This window comes from Pseudomonas sp. B21-010, assembly GCF_024749325.1.
In the GTDB taxonomy this organism is placed as follows: Bacteria; Pseudomonadota; Gammaproteobacteria; order Pseudomonadales; family Pseudomonadaceae; genus Aquipseudomonas; species Aquipseudomonas kilonensis.
In genome coordinates, this window is sequence record NZ_CP087198.1 from 95,776 (window position 1) to 116,544 (window position 20,769).

Consider the following 20,769-nt stretch of genomic DNA (forward strand, 5'->3'; position numbering starts at 1 on the left):
CTCCCACACAGGCGCCATGTGTCATCTATTTCACTTCCGGCGGCGTAGTGAAGGTGTGATACGGCGCCGGCGAAGGCACGCTCCACTCCAACCCTTCGGCACCATCCCACGGCTTGGCCGGTGCGGGCGGGCCGCCACGGATGGTCTTGATCACGATGAACAGGAAGAAGATCTGCGTGGTGCCGAACATGAACGCGCCGATGGACGAGACCATGTTGAAGTCGGCGAACTGCAGGTTGTAGTCGGGAATCCGCCGGGGCATGCCCGCCAGGCCGACGAAGTGCATCGGGAAGAACGCCATGTTCATCCCGACGAACGACAGCCAGAAGTGCAGCTTGCCGAGGGTTTCGTCATACATGTGGCCGGTCCATTTCGGCAGCCAGTAGTAGGCCGAGGCGAAGATCCCGAAGATCGCGCCGGGCACCAGCACGTAGTGGAAGTGCGCGACCACGAAGTAGGTGTCCTGGTACTGGAAGTCCGCCGGGGCGATGGCCAGCATCAGCCCGGAGAAACCACCGATGGAAAACAGGATCACGAAGGCCACGGCAAACAGCATCGGCGTCTCGAAGGTCAGCGAGCCTTGCCACATGGTGCTGGCCCAGTTGAACACCTTCACCCCGGTGGGCACGGCGATCAGCAGGGTCGCGTACATGAAGAACAGCTCGCCCACCAGCGGAATGCCAACCACGAACATGTGGTGCGCCCAGACGATGAACGACAGGAACGCAATGGCCGCCGTGGCATAGACCATCGAGGTGTAGCCGAACAACGGCTTGCGCGAGAAGGCCGGGATGATCGAGCTGACGGCACCGAAGGCCGGCAGGATCATGATGTACACCTCGGGGTGGCCGAAGAACCAGAACACGTGCTGGAACAGCACCGGGTCACCGCCGCCGGCGGCACTGAAGAAGCTGGTGCCGAAGTGGATGTCCATCAGCATCATCGTCACGCAGCCGGCCAGCACCGGCATCACCGCGATCAGCAAGAACGCGGTGATCAGCCAGGTCCAGACGAACAGCGGCATTTTCATCAGGGTCATGCCGGGGGCACGCAGGTTGAGGATGGTGGCGATCACGTTGATCGCGCCCATGATCGAGCTGATGCCCATCAGGTGGATGGCGAAGATGAAGAACGTCACGCTTTCCGGCGCATAGGTGGTGGACAGCGGGGCGTAGAAGGTCCAACCGAAGTTGGGCCCGCCACCGGCGGTGAACAACGTCGACACCAGCAGCAGGAACGCGGCCGGCAACAGCCAGAAGCTGAAGTTGTTCATGCGCGGCAGGGCCATGTCCGGCGCGCCGATCATCAACGGGATCATCCAGTTGGCCAGGCCGACGAACGCCGGCATCACCGCGCCGAAGACCATCACCAGGCCATGCATGGTGGTCATCTGGTTGAAGAACGCCGGCTCCACGATCTGCAGGCCGGGCTGGAACAGCTCGGCGCGGATCACCATGGCGAACGAGCCGCCCAACAGGAACATGGAGAACGCGAACCACAGGTACAGCGTGCCGATATCCTTGTGGTTGGTGGTCAGTACCCAGCGCATCAGGCCCTTGGCGGGGCCATGGGCGTGGTCGGCGCCGGCATGACCGTGGTCATCGATCACAGCACTCATGTCCTGTCTCCTTCGAACGAGTGGGCTGGACGGTGCGGGGCGGTGAGCCCCGACCGATTGCGGGAACGAACGTCAGGCCGGCTCATTTGCTTTCTGCCTGTTTGAGTTCCAGCACTTCTTTAGGCGTAACCATGTCGCCCTTGTTGTTGCCCCAGGCGTTGCGTTCATAGGTCACGACTGCGGCGATATCGACTTCCGACAACTGTTTGCCGAACGCGGCCATGGCGGTGCCGGGCTTGCCGTGGTAGACGAGGCTCAGGTGATCAGCCTTGGGCCCGGTGGCGATTTTCGAGCCCTTGAGGGCCGGGAACATCGGCGGCAAGCCCTGGCCTTCGGCCTGGTGACAGGCCACGCAGGTGGTGTGGTAGATCTTGTCGCCACGTTCCTTGAGCTCGTCCAGGGTCCATTCCTTGCTGGTCAGCTCTTTAAGCTGCGCGGCTTCGGCCTTGCGTTCGCCCAGCCATTTTTCGTAGTCGGGCTTGCTCTTGACCTCCACCACGATCGGCATGAAACCGTGGTCCTTGCCGCACAGCTCGGCGCACTGGCCACGGTACAGGCCGGGCTTGTCGACGCGGGTCCAGGCTTCGTTGACGAACCCTGGGATCGCATCGCGCTTGACCGCGAAGGCTGGCACCCACCAGGAGTGGATCACGTCGGCGGAGGTCACCAGAAAGCGCACCTTGGCATCGACCGGCAGCACCAGCGGCTTGTCGACCTCCAGCAGGTAGTGCTCGCCCTTGGCGCTCTGGTTATGAATTTGTTCGGCGGGGGTCGCCAGGTTGCTGAAGAACTCGACGTCCTGGCCCAGGTACTTGTAGTGCCACTTCCATTGATAGCCAGTGACCTGGATATCGATGTCCGACTCGCTGGAGTCGTACATCTTGATCAGGGTGGCGGTGGCAGGAATCGCCATCAGCACCAGGATCACGAAGGGCACGATGGTCCAGAGGATTTCGACGCGGGTGTTTTCGTGGAAATGCGCGGCATTTTGGCCGGTTGAGCGGCGGTGCATCATCATCGACCAGAACATGGCGCCGAAGACGATGATGCCGATGACCACACAGATCCAGAAAATGGTCATGTGCAGGTCGAACACTGCATTGCTGATCTGTGTCGCTCCAGGCGCCATATTCACAGTCCAGGCCGCTTGTGCCTGACTGAAAATCGACCACAACAGGAGGCCCATCCATACGTGTGGATGTCGCGTCATTGCGGGTTCCCCTTATCGTTCTTGTTATCCCGTAGGCGTAAAGCCTGCGGCAAGGGATCGGCTATTCAGACTGCTTAATTGACTCGCCGCGCCTTGCTGCACATGCAATCGGGTGTCATCAGCTAACTCCATTCCAACCCGAGTATAGACAGCACCTGCAACCTCGCAACGCGATGGCGTAAATCGTTTGAAACAGCCGGGGCTTGCGCTAGAGCCCACGAATGGAGAAGGATGCGAACCTGAGTGATGGCAAACCGATATAACTGTGCTGTAGCAAGGAAGGGGCGGTTATGAAAATTAGGTCTTAGGAGTGTTTTTGCGCCAGCTAAGTTATGTCTTCCCTATTTCATTGCCTTTGTTTCCTGGAGTTTTCATGAACACCGCCGCATTGCGCGAGCAGATCCAAAAAGCCCAACAACACGAGGCCGAGACCGGCCAATTGACCCGCCAGCTGGAGGCCCAGTTACCGCATCTGCACGCCGCGATCCAATTGCCAGACATCGACGCGAAGGGCGTCATGACCCGTTTTGTCACCGCTTACATCGAACAAGTGCCAGACCTGCTGGACGCCGCCAACGAAGTGGCCCGCGAAGCCGGGATCGAATCGCAGATCAAGCCGGTACTGAAAATCGCCGAACAGTTTTTCCTCCAGCCACCCAAGCTGATGGAAGGCCACGTCGGTCTGGACAGCCTGTTGGATGAAGCCTACCTGGCCCATCGGCTGGTGGAGGAGGTCAACGACCTGTACATCAAGCATTTCAGCCAACCGCTGATCCCGCTGGACATGACGGTCGCCAACCTGATCGCTCACCATTTGATCGGCGAACCGTTCGCCAACCAGCTGGATGAAGCCGTGCATCACGCCGTGGACGAAATGCTCGACGAAGACAGCTTTGCGCTGGAGTCGGTGGAGTCTTACCGGGAGAAACTCGGCAGCCCGGACACGGGCGCTGCCTGGAAGCGCTGGCCGTGCCTGTCGCGCCAGCTGGGCGTTGGGTTGGAGCTGGATCAGCCAGCGGCTTGATCAACCCCCACCCCTGTGGGAGCGAGCTTGCTCGCGATTGCATTGGATCAGCCACATCGCAGGTGGCTGATACACCGCTATCGCGAGCAAGCTCGCTCCCACATTGGATCTGTGGTGTTCATCCATCAAGCGCCCTACACCCAACCCCTGTGGGAGCGAGCTTGCTCGCGATTGCATTGGATCAGCTACATCGCAGGTGGCTGATACACCGCTATCGCGAGCAAGCTCGCTCCCACATTGGATCTGTGGTGTTCATCCATCATGCGCCCTACACCCAACCCCTGTGGGAGCGAGCTTGCTCGCGATTGCATTGGATCAGCCACATCGCAGGTGGCTGATACACCGCTATCGCGAGCAAGCTCGCTCCCACATTGGATCTGTGGTGTTCATCAATCATGCGCCCTACACCCAACCCCTGTGGGAGCGAGCTTGCTCGCGATTGCATTGGATCAGCCACATCGCAGTTGGCTGATACACCGCTATCGCGAGCAAGCTCGCTCCCACATTTGGACTTGAGGTGTCAGGCTGAGGCGGCACCAACCCCTACCGTGGTACGCAAGCGCCCTTCCAGCCGGCGCTTGAGCCCGCGGGATTCGATCAGCAGCTTCGAACCCTTGCTGGCATTCGCCCGGCCCCATTCTTCCAGCAGTTCCAGGCACGAGTGATCGATGTAGCTCAGGTTATTGAGCGGCACATGCACGGTCGCGCCTGTCGGTATGCTGCCCAGCACCTGGGTCAGCGCCGGCACCTTGAGGAAGGTCGCGGCCCCGACCAGTCGCAGTTCCATCTCGCCTTCCTGGGGCAGGTCGATCAGGCTGATTTTCAGCCGTGAGGCTTTCCAGGCCAGTTTCGCCAGGGTCAGGCCGAAGCCGATCAGCACACCGGTCAGCAGGTCGGTGAAGATGATCGCCAACGCCGTTGCGGCGTAGGTGAACATCGGCATCCGGCCATAGCGGCCCAGGCTGCGAAACGCCTTGAGGTCCACCAGTTTGAAGCCGGTGTACACCAACACCCCCGCCAGGCTCGCCACCGGAATGCTTTGCAGCACGCTGGACAGCAATAGCACGAAGAGCAACAACCACAGGCCGTGGAAAATCGTCGACATCCGGGTGGTGGCCCCGGCCTGGACGTTGGCCGAACTGCGCACGATCACCCCAGTCATCGGCAGGGCGCCGAGCAGGCCGCAGAGCATGTTGCCGATACCTTGCGCCGACAGTTCCCGGTCGAAGTCCGCACGATCACCGCTGTGCATGCGGTCCACGGCGGCCGCCGACAACAGGGTTTCGGCGCTGGCAATGAAGGCGACCGCGAACGCGGCGACCAGCAGCGTCGGGTCGGCCAGGTTCAGCAGGTCCGCCGGACGCAGCCAATCAATCGCTTCGGCGAGGTTCTCCGGGACTTCCACGCGCTTGACCTGCAAGGCCAGCAGCAGGCTGGCGACGGTCGTCAGGCCCACACCCAGCAAGGCGCCGGGAACGAAGCGCAGGCTGTGGGGACGAAACTTCTCCCACAACCACATCACCGCAATCGTCGACAAACCGAGCAAGCCGGCCTGCCAGCCGAAGGACGGCAAGGCCTGGGCCACCGCCGCCGGGAACGCCGCGAGGTTATCCAGCCCTGACGGCTTGGGCGCCGCGTCGAGCATCACATGGACCTGGGACAACACGATCAGCACGCCAATACCCGCGAGCATCCCGTACACCACCGCCGGCGCGGTGACCCGGAACCAGCAGCCGAGGCGAAAGCGCCCGGCCAACAATTGCAGCAGACCGGCCAGCAACAGGATCGGCCCGAGCATGGCCACGCCATGCTCGCGCACCAATTCGAAGACCAGCACCGCCAACCCGGCGGCCGGGCCACTGACTTGCAGCTTGGAACCGGCCAGGAAACCCACCACCAGGCCACCGATGATGCCGGTGATCAGGCCTTTGGCCGGTGGCAGGCCGGACGCGATGGCAATGCCCATGCACAAGGGCAGCGCCACCAGAAACACCACCACCGAAGCCAATAGCTCCCGTGGCAGAACAGCTTTTAATTGAGCACGCATGGCGACTCTCCCGAAGTTTTCTTCAGGCATGGCAAGGCCCTACCGCGCAAATGCCGGCAAGGCTTGAACCACACAAGTTTAGGAGTGGTTAGAAGCGCGCTTTGGGCGTCGCCACCGGTATCGGATGGCTGCCATCGAGCGGCAGGAAGCGTCCCTGGTCCGCGTCATAGGCTTTGATCTCGCTGGTCTCGATGTTGTACACCCAGCCATGGATGAACAACTGACCATTGGCCATGCGCGATGCGACCGAGGGATGCGTTCGCAAATGCTGCAACTGCGCGATTACGTTCTCTTCGGTGAGGATCGACATGGTCTGTTTTTCGTCGCCACACGGACAGTTGTCGTGGACCATGGTCTTGGCCACTTCAGCGTGGCGCAGCCAGGCCTTGACCGTGGGCATTTTTTCCAGGGTGTCCGGGTTGAGCACGGCACGCATGGCGCCGCAATCGGAATGGCCGCAGACGATGATGTGCTGCACGCCGAGGGCCAGTACGGCGTATTCGATGGCGGTGGAGACGCCGCCGTTCATTTGCCCATAAGGTGGAACGACGTTGCCGACGTTACGGGTCACGAACAGGTCGCCGGGGGAACTATGGGTGATCAACTCGGGCACGATGCGCGAATCGGCGCAGGTGATGAACATCGCCCGGGGCGTCTGGGCGGTGGCGAGTTTCTTGAAGAGTTCTTCCTGTTGCGGAAAGATCTCGTGATGGAAATGCAAAAAGCCGTCAACAATATGCTGCAGCGCTGCATCGGCGGTTTCCGCCTGGGGTTGGGCTGAAGCCGACGCAGCCAACGGCTGTTTATCCTTGTCACTCATGATTCATCCTCTTTTTGACGGTATGACGCCAGTGGCTGGTTAAAAACATCCAGGTCGACATGTCCGACCCATCAGTCACTCGCTGAACAAGGTAGCGGCCGAAACTTAACTCAAACTGAAATCGAAGGCTCTAGAACAATGATTACAGGGGTGGCAAAACACTGGCGCAGCTCATGCCCAGCGCTGTTCCAAGGTCAACTTTAATCAAATCAAGGACATCTGTCGGCCCGGCGGACAGAAGGCATCGCAATCAAGATTGTATCCGTCGCGACGCTCAAGCCCCAAGCGCTTGAGGGCCTTGGCGAAACGCTGGGCCAGCAGGTCGGCGAACGGGCCTTCACCGCGCATCCGCGCACCGAAGCGGCTGTCATACAGTTCGCCGCCGCGGCTCTGGCGCACCAGGCTCAGCACGTGGGCGGCGCGCTGCGGGTAGTGCGCCTGCAACCACTCCTCGAACAGCGGCGCGACTTCCAGCGGCAGGCGCAGCATGACGTAGGCGGCATTCTGCGCGCCGGCGGCGTGGGCTTCGGTCAGCAGGCTCTCGATCTCGCTGTCATTGATCATCGGGATCATCGGTGCACACAGCACCCCCACGGCAATGCCCGCCTCGCGCATGACCTTGATCGCCCGCAACCGCGCCTTGGGCGCCGCCGCGCGGGGTTCGAGAATACGCTTGAGCTCATCGTCCAGGGTGGTGAGGCTGATCATCACGTGCACCAGGCGTTGTTGCGCCAGCTCGGTCAGCAGGTCCAGGTCGCGCAGGATCAGCGATCCCTTGGTGACGATGGTCACCGGATGCCGATAGCGCAGCAGCACCTCGAGAATCCTGCGGGTGATCCGCTGTTCGCGTTCGATAGGTTGATAGGGATCGGTGTTGGACCCCAGTGCGATCGGCGCACATTGATAGCCACGCCGGGACAATTGCTCTTCCAGCACATCGGCGGCATTGGTCTTGGCGATCAGCTTCGTTTCGAAATCCAGCCCCGGCGACATGTCCCAATAGGCATGGCTGGGCCGCGCATAGCAGTAGATGCAGCCGTGTTCGCAGCCTCGGTACGGGTTGATCGAGCGATCGAAGGGGATATCGGACGAGGTGTTGCGGGTAATGATGGTCTTGGCCATTTCGATGCGCACTTCGGTGCCCTGGGTCGGCGGGACTTCCTGATACCAGCCGTCATCTTCGGCCACCGAGCGACTCGGGGCGAAGCGGTTGTGCGGGTTGGTCGCGGTGCCGCGGCCGCGAGGCGGAAGAGACGCTGACATGGGAGTACTCCGAAAGCTGTATGTGCATACAGTATTCGTTGCCTTCGATTAAGGCCAGTGCCATTCAGCAGCCCGAATCCCCGATCATCGTTCACAACGCTTTGACATTCTCCTCACAGGCTTTTAACCGCAGCGAGCCGACACTGAGCCTCTTGTATCTCTCCATTTTCGGTCGTCCGTGCATGCTCAAGCTCTGTTCCCGTTCACTGCTGTGCCTGGCCTTGCTCATCGGGCTGGCCGAGATCCCCGCCCAAGCGGCCGATGCCCCTGACGCGAGGCCCGCGGAATGGGCGCAGCCGGTGGAAAAGGACTACAACCTCTACCAGATGTCACCGACGCTCTACCGCAGCTCCCTGCCGGATGGCGGAGCGTTGCCCTTGTTGAGCAAACTCAGGATCGGCACGGTCATCACCTTCCTGCCGGAGTCGGACAAGCGTTGGTTGTCCACCCCCGGCATCGAGCAAGTGCAGTTGCCCTATCGCACCAATCATGTCGATGACAGCGATATCCTCAGGGCTTTGCGCGCCGTCCAGGCGGCCGAAGCCAAGGGGCCGGTGCTGATGCACTGCAAGCACGGCTCGGACCGCACCGGCCTGGTCGCCGCCATGTACCGGGTGGTGGTGCAGGGGTGGAGCAAAGAGGATGCCTTGAACGAAATGACCGAAGGGGGCTTCGGTGACAGTCATCACTTCAAGGACGGCGTGCGCTACATGATGCAGGCCGATGTCGACAAACTCCGCGTGGCGCTGGCGAATGGCGATTGCAGCACCAGCGTCTTTGCCCTTTGTTCCCTGGAAAGCTGGGTCAATTCAACGACCCCGGCGCGTCACCTTGACCCTCAAGCGCTGGTTCCAGCACGGTGATCGGTTGCGTGTAAAAAAGCCTCGATGGACTCGGACAGCGGTCGTGAATCGCCCCGCTCGAATACCGTTTCACGCAACGCCCTGCCGGTTTCCCTATCGAATAAGCCGTTGCGCTTGAATCGTTCGAACACCACCCTGGCCAGGCTCGTGGACCATAGGTAGGTATAAATCCCGGCGGCGTAGCCTGTGACCATGTAATCCAGGCCATTGGGCCAGCGTTCGTGCATGAACACCGGCAAGTGGCCTACTTTTGCACGCACTTGCTCGAATACTTGCTGGGCGGTACAACCGTCACCGTGGCTGTGGTGCAGTTCCATGTCGAATAACGCATCGCGTATCTGCCCCGCAATGCCCCAACTGGTTTGGGTCTGTAGATAGACCCTCAACTGATCGGCGACTTTGTCCGGCAACGGTGCTCCGGTTTGGTGGTGCTTCGATATCCGGATGAGGAATTCTTTGGCGGTGCACCACTGTTCGAACAACACGCCAGCGAATTCGGCCGCGTCCCGGCTGAGCGCGGTGATGCCCGAGACGTCGCGGTATTCAACCCGGCTTAACACATGGTGCAGGCAGTGCCCTAATTCGTGGAAGAGCACTCGCAGTTGCCGATAATCCAGCAACAGGGGGCTGGTGCTGGAACCGCGCGGCAACCAGCCATGCAGCACCGCGATGGGATAACGCGGCCGGCCCTCGGCGGTGATGCGGCGGTTTCGCAGGGTAGTGGTATTGGGAAAGCCATTCTGATCCGCATATTCGAAGGGATCGAAATAAAAGTAGCCGAGGGTTTCGCCCCCCTCTCGGACTTCGAAAAGACGCACCTGCGGATGCCAGCTCGTCACGTCCTGGCGTTCGATGAAGTCCACGCCAAACAGATCCGTGGCGATCAGCAGCAGCTGGGCAAAAGTCGGTTCCAGTGCGAACCAGGCGCTGACGTCCTGCTCCGAGATACCGGCCGTTTGCCGACGAAGTTTTTCTGCCAGGTACTGCACATTCCAGGGTGTTAATTCGTTGACATGTTGCGTCTTGGCAAACGCCTCCAGTTGCTTCGCATCTTCGGCAAACACGGTTTCCTGTTGGTCTAGCTGCCCTTGCAAGAACGTCATGACGTCTTCTGGCGACTGCGCTTGCTCTGGCTCGACTGCCATCTGCGCGTAGCTTGAATAGCCCAGCAGTTTGGCGAGTGCATACCGATCCCTGAGCAATTGGCGCAGCACTTCGCCGTTGTCGTAAACCCCGGCCTGCGGCCCTTGATCCGATGCGCGGGTGCTATAGGCAGCGTACATTTGCTTGCGCAAGACAGGATCGTCGGCGTAACGGGTGACGATGCGAAACGACTCGTCGTTGAGGGTCAGCAGCCAGCCTGTGCCGCCCTTTTCACGGGCTTGCTCGGCCATGAGCTGCTTGAAGGATGACGGCAGGCCACTCAATTGGGCTTCATCATGGAGTATTTTGCTCCACGCTTTGTTCGCGGCGTGCAAGTGCTCAAGGAACAAGGTCTGGGCGCCTTGGATACGTAGCTTCAGGTCATTGAGCTTCTCCGGTGACGGCGATCCCATGCCATTCTGGCGCAACCGCCGCAGGATTTTTGCCAGCGTTCGTTTTCGCACGGGGGAGAAATGCAGGGCGATCTGGCTGTTCGCCAAGCGTTGGTAAAGCTGAAACAGTTCGGGATGTTGCATCAGCAATCGCTGGAAATCTTGCAGCCGTTGTTGGCAATCGTCCGAAACCTGTCCCCAGGCATCATCAATCCTGGTCGACGCCATGAGTTCCAATACAAAGCCGAAGCTTTTCAGGCGTGCGTGGATTTCATCCATCGCCAACACCAGGTCATCCCACGTAGGGTACGGTGTCTGGGTCTTGATGATCTCGGCGACTTTGGCACGGCTTTCGGCAATGATCTGGTCTAGCGCGGGAGAGAAGTGTTCGACGCGGATGTTTGAAAAAGGTGGCAGGACATAGGCCTGCAAGAGGGGAGCATAAGGGCGGTACATGGAGGCTTCCTGTCAGTCTGGACGTGTCAGGCCAGTCTGATGAGGAATGCATGAGGCGCTGCGGTACATATGTAACGCTTCCGGGCCGGGCGGCCCGGAAGGTGATGCCAAAGATGTCAGTCGGTTTTTTTCTTCAGCTTCGGGTTGGGGAAAAACTGCACCGCCTGGACCTTGGCGTCCGGCGCCTTGAGCGCCGAGGTATTGACCCGGGTACCCAATTCCTTGGGCACCGACAGGCCTTGCTCGTTGAGTGTGTCGGAATAACCGCAGGCCACGCATTCACGGTGGGGCACGCCGTCTTCGTTCCACATCATCAATTTGTCCGGCTCGCTGCAGGCCGGGCAGACCGCCCCGGCGATAAAGCGTCGCTTGGTAATCACAGGTCCCTCACTCATGCTGCCGCGTCCTCGGTCAGGCCGCTGTGGCGCAAGAGTGCGTCAATCGACGGCTCACGGCCACGGAAGTCGACGAACAGCACCATCGGCTCCTGCGAGCCGCCACGGGCCAGGATGGCTTCACGGAAGGCTCGCCCGGTGTCGGCGTTGAGCACGCCGTCCTCTTCGAACTTGGAGAACGCGTCGGCCGACAACACTTCCGCCCATTTGTAGCTGTAGTAGCCCGCCGCATAACCGCCGGCGAAGATGTGGGCGAAGCTGTTGGGGAAGCGGTTATAGGCCGGTGGACGCATGACCGACACTTCGTCGCGCACGCCTTCGAGCACATGCAGCACGCTGCGGCCATCGCCGTGGGTGGCGTGCAGCTCGAAGTCGAACAGCGAGAACTCCAACTGGCGGACCATCATCAGGCCGGACTGGAAGTTTTTCGCCGCGAGCATTTTCTCCAGCAGGTCCTGGGGCAGGGGCTCGCCGGTTTCGTAGTGGCCGGAAATCAGCGCCAGGCCTTCGGGCTCCCAGCACCAGTTTTCCATGAACTGGCTCGGCAGCTCCACGGCATCCCAGGCCACGCCGTTGATGCCGGACACGCCAGCATGTTCGACACGGGTCAGCAGGTGGTGCAGGCCATGGCCGAATTCGTGGAATAGGGTGGTGACTTCATCGTGGGTCAGCAGCGCCGGCTTGCCGCTGTCGGCCGGGGTGAAGTTGCACACCAGGTTGGCGACCGGGCTTTGCAGGACGCCTTCGAAGGTGCGACGACGGTCGCGGGCGCCATCCATCCAGGCCCCGCCGCGCTTGTTGGCGCGGGCGTAGAGGTCGAAGAAGAAGCGGCCGACGTGCTGGCCGTTTTCCTTGATTTCGAACAGGCGCACGTCCGGGTGCCAGGTGTCGAAGCCTTTCAGTTCGGCGATCTCGATGCCGTAGAGGCGTTGCACGATGGCGAACAGGCCGCCCAGTACCTTGTCGATCGGGAAGTACGCACGCAGGGCTTCCTGGGCCACGCTGTAACGCTGCTGGCGCAGTTTTTCACCGTAGAAACCGCTGTCCCAGCTTTGCAGGTCGGGGCAGCCCTGTTCGGCGGCGAAGGCTTTGAGCTGTTCCAGGTCCAGGGCGGCGAACGGTTTGCTGCGCTTGGCCAGGTCCCGCAGGAAACTGAGGACCTGATCGCTGGATTCGGCCATCTTGGTCGCCAGGCTCAACTCGGCGAAGTTGGCGAAACCGAGCAATTGGGCCAGTTCCTGACGCAGGTCGAGGATCTGTTCCATCACCGGGCCGTTGTCGTTCTGGCCGGCATTCGGGCCCTGGTCCGACGCGCGGGTGCAGTAGGCGGCGTAGACTTCTTCACGCAGGGCGCGGTCTTCGGCGTAGGTCATCACCGCGTAATAGCTGGGGAATTCCAGGTTGATCAGCCAGCCGTCCAGCTCCTTGGCCTGGGCGGCTGCGGCCATTTGCGCCTTGGCCGAGTCGGTCAGGCCGGCGAGGGTGGCCTCAAGGGTGACGTGCTTGGTCCAGGCCTGGGTCGCGTCCAGCAATTGATTGGAGAAGCGGCTGCCCAGCTCGGACAGTTTGCTCTGCACTTCGGCGTAGCGCTTCTGCTGCTCCGGCGGCAGGTCGATACCCGACAGGCGGAAGTCACGCAGGGAATGTTCCAGGATGGTTTTCTGCGCCACGTCGAAACCTGCGGCTTCAGGGCTGCTCGCCAGGGCTTCGAAGGCCTGGAACAGCTCGCGGTTCTGGCCCAGCTCGGTGGAGTAGGCACTCAGTGCCGGCAGGCAGGCCTCGTAGGCTTCGCGCAGTTCCGGGCTGTTGCGCACGGCGTTCAAATGACTGACCGGGCTCCAGGCGGCGCCCAGGCGATCATTGAGCTCGTCCATCGCCAACACCAGGCCGGCCCAGGTAGGCTGCTGGACTTGGGTCTTGAGGAGTTCGGCGATGGCAGCACGGTTGTCAGCCAGGATCTGCTCAATGGCCGGTTGCACGTGCTCGGCACGGATCGCCGAGAATGGCGGCAGGTCATAGGGCTGCAAAAGAGGGTTGTTCACGCTCACGGTCGACACCTTGGCTGGAAGAAACATGGGCCCATCTTAATTACAATCGACGTTCACCGCAGCTAGCAGCGCCTATCACCGGATAAGAGAGAGCCTATCGTGACCCTTCGCACGTACCAGAACCACAGCCCGCGGCTAGCCCGGGGCGCTTTTGTCGACAGCACCGCGGTGGTGATCGGCGACGTCGAAATCGGCGAAGACAGCTCCGTCTGGCCGCTGACGGTCATTCGCGGCGACATGCACCGCATCCGCATCGGTGCGCGTACCAGCGTCCAGGATGGTTGCGTGCTGCACATCACCCACGCCGGGCCGTTCAATCCCGAGGGTTTCCCGTTGCTGATCGGCGATGACGTGACCATCGCCCACAAGGTCATGCTCCATGGCTGCTCCGTGGGCAGCCGGATCCTGATCGGCATGGGCAGCATCGTCATGGACGGCGCGGTGGTCGAAGATGATGTGATCATCGGTGCCGGCAGCCTGGTACCGCCGGGCAAGCGCCTGGAAAGCGGCTTTTTATATGTGGGCAGCCCGGTGAAGCAGGCCAGGCCGCTGACGGACAAGGAGCGCGCCTTCTTCACCTACAGCGCGGCGAACTACGTGAAGCTCAAGGACCTGCACCTGGCTGAAGGCTACGACCAGCCCTGATGAGGTTCATCGTGGCGAGGGAGCTTGCTCCCGCTTGAGTGCGAAGCACTCACAATTCAGTGATATTGCCCAGGAACAGCCATGCACTACCAGACTGTACTCTTCGACCTCGACGGCACCCTCACCGACCCCCGCGAGGGCATCACCCGTTCGATCCAGTTCGCCTTGAGCAAACTGGGCATCGACGAGCCCGACCTGACCCGCCTCGAGCATTTCATCGGTCCGCCGCTGTTGCAGGCCTTCATGCAGTTTTACGACTTCGATGAAGCGAAGGCCTGGGAGGCGGTGAATTTCTATCGCGAACGCTTCAAGGTCACCGGCCTATACGAAAATCGCGTCTTCGACGGCGTGATGCCACTGCTGGAAACCTTGGGCGGCCAGGGGCGCCAGTTGTACATCGCCACCTCCAAACCTTGGGTGTTCGCCCGGGAAATCGCCCGCCACTTCGACTTCGCCCGGCACTTCAAAGTGATCTACGGCAGCGAACTGGACGGCACCCGCACCAACAAAATCGAGCTGATCGCCCACCTGCTGGCCGAAGAAGGCCTCGACCCGGCCACCACCCTGATGATCGGCGACCGCAAACACGACCTGATCGGCGCCCGCAGCAACGGCCTGGATGCGGCGGCGGTGGGGTATGGGTTTGGCAGCCATGAAGAACTCAGCGCCGAGGGCCCGGCGTATCACTTCGAGACGGTGGATGCGTTGCATCAGGCGTTTTTGCGGCGCTGACTGGATTGCCATCGCGAGCAAGCTCGCTCCCACAGGGGATGGGCGGTGGATACCCATACTGTGAGCACCGCGGAACAATGTGGGAGCGAGCTTGCTCGCGATAGCGGCCGCGCAGACGCCCCCTGCCTCAAGGCACACACTTGTGGCGAGGGAGCTTGCTCCCGCTGGGTGGCGAAGCCGCCCCAAGCAGGTTGACGCACTTCTCCAGACAAACTGCGTCAGCCGGTTTACGACGGCTGCGCCGCCGAGCGGGAGCAAGCTCCCTCGCCACAGGTGTAACCATGTTCCGGTCCCGGCAGGGGTGGGTGTTGTATATGAAAGCGGCGATTCAGGCCCTGAACTGGCTTGGCGCCACGCCGCTCCAGCGCACGAAGGCGTGGCGGAAGCTGGCGGTTTCGCTGAAGCCCAGTCGTTCGGCGATTCGATAGATCGGCAATTGGTCCTCGCAAAGCATCTGCTTGGCCCGTTCGAAGCGCAGTTCGTCCAGCAGTTCCTGGTAGCTGCAGCCCAGGTCCTTGAGGTGGCGGCGCAAGGTGCGCGCCGAGCAGTTCATCTGCTCGGCCAGGCCTTCCAGCCCGGGGGCGGCGTTCAGTTGGGCGTCGAGCAACTGGCGGATCCGTCCCAGCCAGGCCTGGCGCCCGGTGAATTCGGTGTTCTGCCGGCGGCATCGTTCGGCCATGGCGTGATGGGTGATGGGGTCGGCCAGGGGCAGGGGTTGGTCGAGCCAGTGGCGCTCGAAGGCGAACGCGTTATCGACGCTGTCGAAGCGTACCGGGCAATCGAAGAGCGCGGCGTAGCGCGCCTGGTAATCGGGCGCCGGATGTTCGAAGCGTGCCGCACGCAAGGGCAGTGCATGACCAAGGAGGTCGTTACAGATGACCCTCAGCGAAACCATGCAGAACTCGGCATTGAACACCGCCAGGGCCGGGTTCTCCCGATAATCGCTGGCGCTGAACCAGATGTACTGGCCGTCATCGTCCAGGTTCAGTTCGAAGAGTGTTCCCAATAGCGCCGGATAGCGCAGCGCCAGGCGCAAGGCGTCACCTAAGGTGGCACTGGTGAGCAGGGCATAGCCGAGCATGCCGTAGGACGAAACGTGCATGCGCAGGCCCAGCTCCAGGCCGATGTCGCGCTTGAGCGCCACGGCGTTGGCGCAGACCTGCATCTCCTGGTTGGTGGTGATGCGCGTATCGGCCCGGCTCAGGTCCGCCGCGCTGATGCCGCTGCCGGCCAGCAATGCCTCACTGGACAGCCCTTGGTTCTTGAAGGTGCTCAGCACCAGGGAGACGGCGTTGAGGGTGGTGAGGTGGGAATGAAGCATGTCCGTTTCCAGCCTGGGGAAGGTTGGAAACGGAGCAAGTTATATGCCGAGCGGTGTTTGCCAGGACACCACAATTGTGGCGAGGGAGCTTGCTCCCGCTGGGCTGCGAAGCGGCCCCCAAAATCTTGCGGCCGCTGCGCGCCCGAGCGGGAGCAAGCTCCCTCGCCACAAAAGCCCCTCACCACAAGTTGATGCAGGGTTGTGTCAGCTCAGCTCGCCACACAGGTCCAGCTCTACCAGCCGCCGAACCTCTTCCACCGGCAGCCCTGCGCCAATCAAGGCGTGCAACTTGCCGAACGCGGCTTCGCGGGTCATACCGCCGCCGGACAGCACGCCAACGCCACGCAAGCGACTGCCAGCTTCGTAAACGTCCAGCTCGACGCCACCTTCATGGCATTGGGTCACTGCCACGACTACCACGCCGCTGTCCCGCGCCCGCTCGAGGCTGGCGAGGAAGGCCGGGTTGTCGCTCGGCCCGGTGCCGCTGCCGTAGCATTCCAGCACCAGGCCCTGGATGCCGCTGCCCAGCAGGCCGTCCAGGATCTCGGCGCTGATGCCGGGAAACAGCGGCAGCGCCGCGATGTTCGCCAGTTGCTTGGGCTGGTTGTAATTCAACTGCGCCGGCAGCGAGGAGGCTTTGACGCCGCCGCCCTGGCGTTCGAGGCGCTTGAACGGGTGACGACCGAAGCTGCGCACTTTCGCGCAACGGGTTGGCGCCAGCAGCTCACCGTGGAAGTACAGGTGCACGCCCGGCGCCAGACCCTGGCCTAGAGCGACCAGCGCGCCGCTGAGGTTTTCCCAGGCGTCGCTGTCGGTCACGCCGGCGGGCAGCATGGAACCGGTGAAGCAGACCCGCGCATGCAGGCCCAGCAGTTGGAAGCTCATCGCCGCGGCGCTGTAGGCCAGGGTGTCGGTGCCGTGCAGGATCAGCACGCTGTCGCAGCCCTGCACATCCACGGCATCGACCACCGCTTCGCGCAGTTGTTGCCAATAGGCTGGGGTCATGTTGGCGCTGTCGATCAGCGGCGACATTTCCCGGAAGCGCCATTGCGGGACGACGAGTTCAGGCTGGCTGTGCAGGTAATCGCGCATCCGCGCTTCGAAACCGGATGCCGGGGCCAGGCCGTGGGCGCTGGCCTGCATGCCGATGGTGCCGCCGGTATAGAGCACCATGACGTGCTGGGCGGCAGGGTAGGTCGAGCCATTCATGGGGTTGTTCTCCGAGGACGAAAACGGCAGCTTGGGTTAGCTGCCACAACATAAGGTCGAGCATGACGCCGACCTTAGGCTGTGTCACGCCGGGCGCAGGGGATGCGCCCGGTTTTTTCCAAACAGCTTCTACCGATCAGCGTTGCGCTGCGGTCGCGCCAGCAACAGCGGCGTCAGGCTTGGTGACCGGCGCCGATGGGTTGGCTGGCCAAGCATTGCGGTCCAGATCCAGGTCCGGGAACTTGCTGGAATCGAAGACAGGGGTCTTGATGCCGGCCGCACGTTGGTCATCGTAGTCACGCAGGATGCGCATGCCGACTTTGAACAGCAGGAACAGCGCGATCAGGTTCACGAACGCCAGCAGAGTCATGGTGATGTCGGCGAAGGCGAACACGGTGCTGAGGTTTTCGATGGCGCCCCAGAAAATCAGGACCAGGACCAGTGCGCGGTAGGCGATCAGGGCCTTGCGGTTCTCACCCAGCATGAAGCGCAGGTTGTTCTCGCCCAGATAGTAGTTGTAGAGGATCGAGGTGAAGACAAACAGCGCCAGGGCCACGGAGATGAACATCCGGCCCCAGTCACCCACGACGGCCGCCAGGGAGTTCTGGGTCAGGGCAATGCCGTCGCCTTCGAAGCCTGGGGTGTAGAAGCCCGACAGCAGGATCAGCAGCGCGGTGCAGGTGCAGATCACGAAGGTGTCCAGGAACACGCTGAACGCCTGTACCACACCCTGTGCTACCGGGTGCTCGACCGACGCGACGGCGGCTACGTTAGGCGCACTGCCCAGGCCGGCTTCGTTGGCGAACACGCCACGCTTGACGCCCATGACGATGGCACTGCCGATCAGGCCGCCAAAGGCCTGGTCCAAGCCGAAGGCGCTTCTGACGATGGTCGCCAGCATGGCCGGTACGTGGTCGAATTGCAGCACGATCACGTAGATGGTCACACCGATGTACACCAGGGTCTTGACCGGTACCAGCAGGTCGGCAACCTTGGCGATACGCTTGATCCCGCCGATGAACACCAGGCCCAGCAGCACCGCCAGGCCCAGGCCGGTGTAGGTGGTGTCGAGGCCGAAGGCGTTGTTCAGGGAGTGCGTGACCGCGTGGGCTTGCAGGCCGTTGAAGGCGAAGCCGAAGGTGATCAGCAGCAGGAACGCCATGATCATGCCCAACCAGCGTTTCTGCAGGCCGTGCTGGATGTAGTAGGACGGGCCGCCACGGAACTGGCCTTCGGAGTCGCAGCGCTTGTAGAGCTGGCCGAGGGAGCATTCGAAGAAGCTGCTGGACATGCCGACCAGGGCAGTCACCCACATCCAGAACACCGCACCAGGACCACCCAGGGTCACGGCGATGCCGACACCGGCGATGTTGCCCGCGCCGACACGGCCAGCCAGGCTGAGCATCAGGGCCTGGAAGGAACTGAGCTGGTCAGTGCTGCTTTTCAGACTGTCACGGAACACCGTGAACATGTGAAAGAAATGACGGAACTGGACGAAACGCGAGCGGATCGTGAAGTAGCCACCGAGCCCGACAATGAGCAGGATCAGCACTTTCCCTGAAAGGAAGTCGTTGATGACTTCGAGCATGAGTATTCCTCGCTGTTTTTTGTTTAAGCAAATGCTGGCCATTTGAAATATCGCGTTACATCGGTCGGCGCGCAGCGCGACAGGTGAGGCAATGTTTCGTCCCGGTCCATTTTTGCGGGTTGTTATTAGTTCGGTTTTCGCATGTTTAAGGATCTCGCTGCAGACGATCACTCATGCGAAGAGGGGCGGCACTATACCTATCAGCGCGGTGCCCGTCTGCACAGTTGTGGTGCGTCCGACGAAACGAATCCTTTGAAACACCTGGCCTTTCGGTCAGGTTTTTATGGGCGAGAGCCTGCTCGCGTTGGCTGGCGACGCGGTTTACTACGGGCAGCACGTCGTCGTTTATCGCGAGCAGGTTCCTTCCCACAGGTTCAGTCATCCTTTGCTGCTATCAATTAAAAAAAGGGCTTGGGGAAGATCCCCAAGCCCTCAAAAGGTGAGAGGTGTCTAGTCCCTCGACCTGGTGAGCGGTGTCGTGTCGATCACGCCTTGAGCGGGACCAGACGCGGAGCAATCATGTTTTCCGGGCGCAGGATGTCGTCGAGCATGGCGTCGTCGAGCAAGCCTTCTTCGCGCACCAGTTCCAGCACGCCGCGGCCACTTTCCAGGGCAATACGGGCGATGCGGGTGGCGTTTTCATAGCCGATGTACGGGTTCAGGGCGGTGACCAGGCCGATCGAGTGCTCGACCAGTTCACGACAGCGCGCTTCGTTGGCGGTGATGCCGACGATGCAGTGCTCGCGCAGCATGTCCATGGCCCGTTGCAGCAGGCGGATCGAGTCGAAGATCTTGAAGGCGATCAGCGGTTCCATCACGTTCAGTTGCAGTTGGCCGCCTTCGGCCGCGATGGTCAGGGCCAGGTCGTTGCCGATGATCTGGAATGCCACCTGGTTGACCGCTTCCGGGATCACCGGGTTGACCTTGCCGGGCATGATCGAGCTGCCTGGCTGGCGAGCCGGCAGGTTGATTTCGTTGATGCCGGTGCGCGGGCCGCTGGACAGCAGGCGCAGGTCGTTGCAGATCTTCGACAGCTTGACCGCAGTGCGCTTGAGCATGCCGGAGAACAGCACGAAGGCGCCCATGTCGGAGGTGGCTTCGATCAGGTCGGCGGCCGGAACCAGCGGCTGGCCGCTGATGGTTGCCAGGCGCTGTACGGCCAGGGCCTGGTAGCGCGGGTCGGCGTTGATGCCGGTGCCGATGGCGGTGCCGCCAAGGTTCACTTCAGTGAGCAGTTCAGGCGCCAGGGTTTTCAGGCGCGCCAGGTCTTCGCTCAGGGTGGTGGCGAAGGCGCGGAATTCCTGGCCGAGGGTCATCGGCACGGCGTCTTGCAGCTGGGTGCGGCCCATTTTCAGGACGTGGCTGAATTCTTCACCTTTGGCCGCGAACGCCTGGATCAGGCTGTCGAGGCTGGCCAGCAACGCGTCGTGGCCCAGCAGCAGACCCAGGCGGATCGCGGTTGGGTAGGCGTCGTTGGTGGACTGCGCCATGTTCACGTCGTTGTTGGGGTGCAGGTACTGGTACTCGCCTTTCTGGTGGCCCATGGCCTCCAGTGCGATGTTGGCGATGACTTCGTTGGCATTCATGTTGGTCGACGTGCCGGCGCCGCCCTGAATCATGTCCACCACGAATTCTTCGTGGAAATCGCCGCGGATCAATCGTGCACAGGCTTCACTGATGGCTGCGTGCTTGGCTTCGCTGAGCTGGCCCAGTTCGCGGTTGGCGTCAGCGGCGGCCTGCTTGACCATTGCCAGACCGACCACCAGCTTGGGGTAATGCGAGATCGGGACGCCGGAGAGACGGAAGTTGTTTACCGCTCGCAGGGTCTGGATGCCGTAATACGCTTGTGCTGGTACTTCGAGTACGCCAAGCAGGTCTTTTTCTGTGCGGAATGATGCAGCGGAGGACATGATGGAAATCATCTCGATAAGGACCCGGTCTGAGCCGGAACGCTGCGAATCCTAGGCTCTGGAAAAAAATAGGGCCAATGCTGTT

The 20,769-nt window shown here is 61.5% G+C and carries 16 protein-coding genes; 4 read left to right on the top strand and 12 right to left on the bottom strand.

Annotated features, from left to right (window positions below):
* Positions 1–25 precede the first annotated feature (25 nt).
* Entirely contained in the window at positions 26–1,618 is a 1,593-nt protein-coding gene (gene ctaD / locus LOY50_RS00450) for a cytochrome c oxidase subunit I (RefSeq protein ID WP_003196332.1), read from the bottom strand.
* 82 nt (positions 1,619–1,700) lie between these two features.
* Positions 1,701–2,828: a cytochrome c oxidase subunit II gene (gene coxB / locus LOY50_RS00455; protein WP_214511187.1), complete on the bottom strand. Its 1,128-nt coding sequence runs from the start codon at positions 2,826–2,828 to the stop codon at positions 1,701–1,703.
* A 373-nt stretch (positions 2,829–3,201) separates the two neighbouring features.
* Here coxB and LOY50_RS00460 point away from each other — a divergent pair, with 373 nt between their 5' ends.
* Positions 3,202–3,852: a hypothetical protein gene (locus LOY50_RS00460; protein ID WP_014335872.1), complete on the top strand. Its 651-nt coding sequence runs from the start codon at positions 3,202–3,204 to the stop codon at positions 3,850–3,852.
* Positions 3,853–4,372: 520 nt separating this feature from the next.
* Here the strand turns inward: LOY50_RS00460 and LOY50_RS00465 are convergent.
* The 3 genes from LOY50_RS00465 to LOY50_RS00475 form a co-directional block, all read right to left on the bottom strand.
* On the bottom strand, positions 4,373–5,899 hold the full coding sequence (locus LOY50_RS00465) for a SulP family inorganic anion transporter (RefSeq protein ID WP_258690126.1): 1,527 nt from the start codon (positions 5,897–5,899) through the stop codon (positions 4,373–4,375).
* An 88-nt stretch (positions 5,900–5,987) separates the two neighbouring features.
* Complete coding sequence (locus LOY50_RS00470; RefSeq protein ID WP_018600861.1) at positions 5,988–6,719, bottom strand: carbonic anhydrase; 732 nt, start codon at positions 6,717–6,719, stop codon at positions 5,988–5,990.
* 204 nt (positions 6,720–6,923) lie between these two features.
* Complete coding sequence (locus LOY50_RS00475; protein WP_003196342.1) at positions 6,924–7,982, bottom strand: PA0069 family radical SAM protein; 1,059 nt, start codon at positions 7,980–7,982, stop codon at positions 6,924–6,926.
* Between the two features lie 182 nt (positions 7,983–8,164).
* On the opposite strand from LOY50_RS00475, the gene LOY50_RS00480 reads away from it, so the two are divergent.
* The gene (locus LOY50_RS00480; RefSeq protein WP_258691282.1) at positions 8,165–8,845 is read left to right on the top strand and encodes a tyrosine-protein phosphatase; all 681 of its coding nucleotides are present in this window, start codon (positions 8,165–8,167) and stop codon (positions 8,843–8,845) included.
* On the opposite strand, the gene LOY50_RS00485 is transcribed toward LOY50_RS00480, so the two are convergent.
* From LOY50_RS00485 to prlC, 3 genes are all read right to left on the bottom strand, one after another.
* The gene (locus LOY50_RS00485; protein WP_258690127.1) at positions 8,821–10,836 is read right to left on the bottom strand and encodes a M3 family metallopeptidase; all 2,016 of its coding nucleotides are present in this window, start codon (positions 10,834–10,836) and stop codon (positions 8,821–8,823) included. The genes LOY50_RS00480 and LOY50_RS00485 overlap by 25 nt on opposite strands.
* Positions 10,837–10,952: 116 nt before the next feature.
* Positions 10,953–11,231, bottom strand: coding sequence for a YheV family putative zinc ribbon protein (locus LOY50_RS00490; protein WP_018600854.1), 279 nt, complete (start codon positions 11,229–11,231; stop codon positions 10,953–10,955).
* Positions 11,228–13,306, bottom strand: a complete 2,079-nt coding sequence (gene prlC, locus LOY50_RS00495; RefSeq protein WP_258690128.1) for an oligopeptidase A — start codon at positions 13,304–13,306, stop codon at positions 11,228–11,230. The genes LOY50_RS00490 and prlC overlap by 4 nt, the downstream gene beginning before the upstream one ends.
* A gap of 72 nt (positions 13,307–13,378) precedes the next feature.
* Between prlC and LOY50_RS00500 the strand changes: the two genes are divergently transcribed.
* Both LOY50_RS00500 and LOY50_RS00505 read left to right on the top strand, forming a co-directional pair.
* Positions 13,379–13,924: a gamma carbonic anhydrase family protein gene (locus LOY50_RS00500; RefSeq protein ID WP_024617709.1), complete on the top strand. Its 546-nt coding sequence runs from the start codon at positions 13,379–13,381 to the stop codon at positions 13,922–13,924.
* An 81-nt stretch (positions 13,925–14,005) separates the two neighbouring features.
* Positions 14,006–14,656 carry an HAD family hydrolase gene (locus tag LOY50_RS00505; RefSeq protein WP_253470696.1) on the top strand — a complete coding sequence of 217 codons (651 nt, stop codon included), beginning with the start codon at positions 14,006–14,008 and terminating at the stop codon, positions 14,654–14,656.
* Between the two features lie 328 nt (positions 14,657–14,984).
* On the opposite strand, the gene LOY50_RS00510 is transcribed toward LOY50_RS00505, so the two are convergent.
* From LOY50_RS00510 to aspA, 4 genes are all read right to left on the bottom strand, one after another.
* Positions 14,985–15,977 carry an AraC family transcriptional regulator gene (locus LOY50_RS00510; protein ID WP_258690129.1) on the bottom strand — a complete coding sequence of 331 codons (993 nt, stop codon included), beginning with the start codon at positions 15,975–15,977 and terminating at the stop codon, positions 14,985–14,987.
* Positions 15,978–16,181: 204 nt separating this feature from the next.
* Positions 16,182–17,186 (bottom strand): asparaginase, encoded by a 1,005-nt coding sequence (locus LOY50_RS00515; RefSeq protein WP_253470700.1) that lies wholly within the window; start codon positions 17,184–17,186, stop codon positions 16,182–16,184.
* Positions 17,187–17,322: 136 nt separating this feature from the next.
* A complete protein-coding gene (locus LOY50_RS00520) occupies positions 17,323–18,774 on the bottom strand; it encodes a sodium:alanine symporter family protein (protein WP_214511196.1) in 1,452 nt (483 codons plus the stop codon).
* 485 nt (positions 18,775–19,259) lie between these two features.
* The gene (gene aspA / locus LOY50_RS00525) at positions 19,260–20,684 is read right to left on the bottom strand and encodes an aspartate ammonia-lyase (protein WP_186708252.1); all 1,425 of its coding nucleotides are present in this window, start codon (positions 20,682–20,684) and stop codon (positions 19,260–19,262) included.
* Positions 20,685–20,769 lie beyond the last annotated feature (85 nt).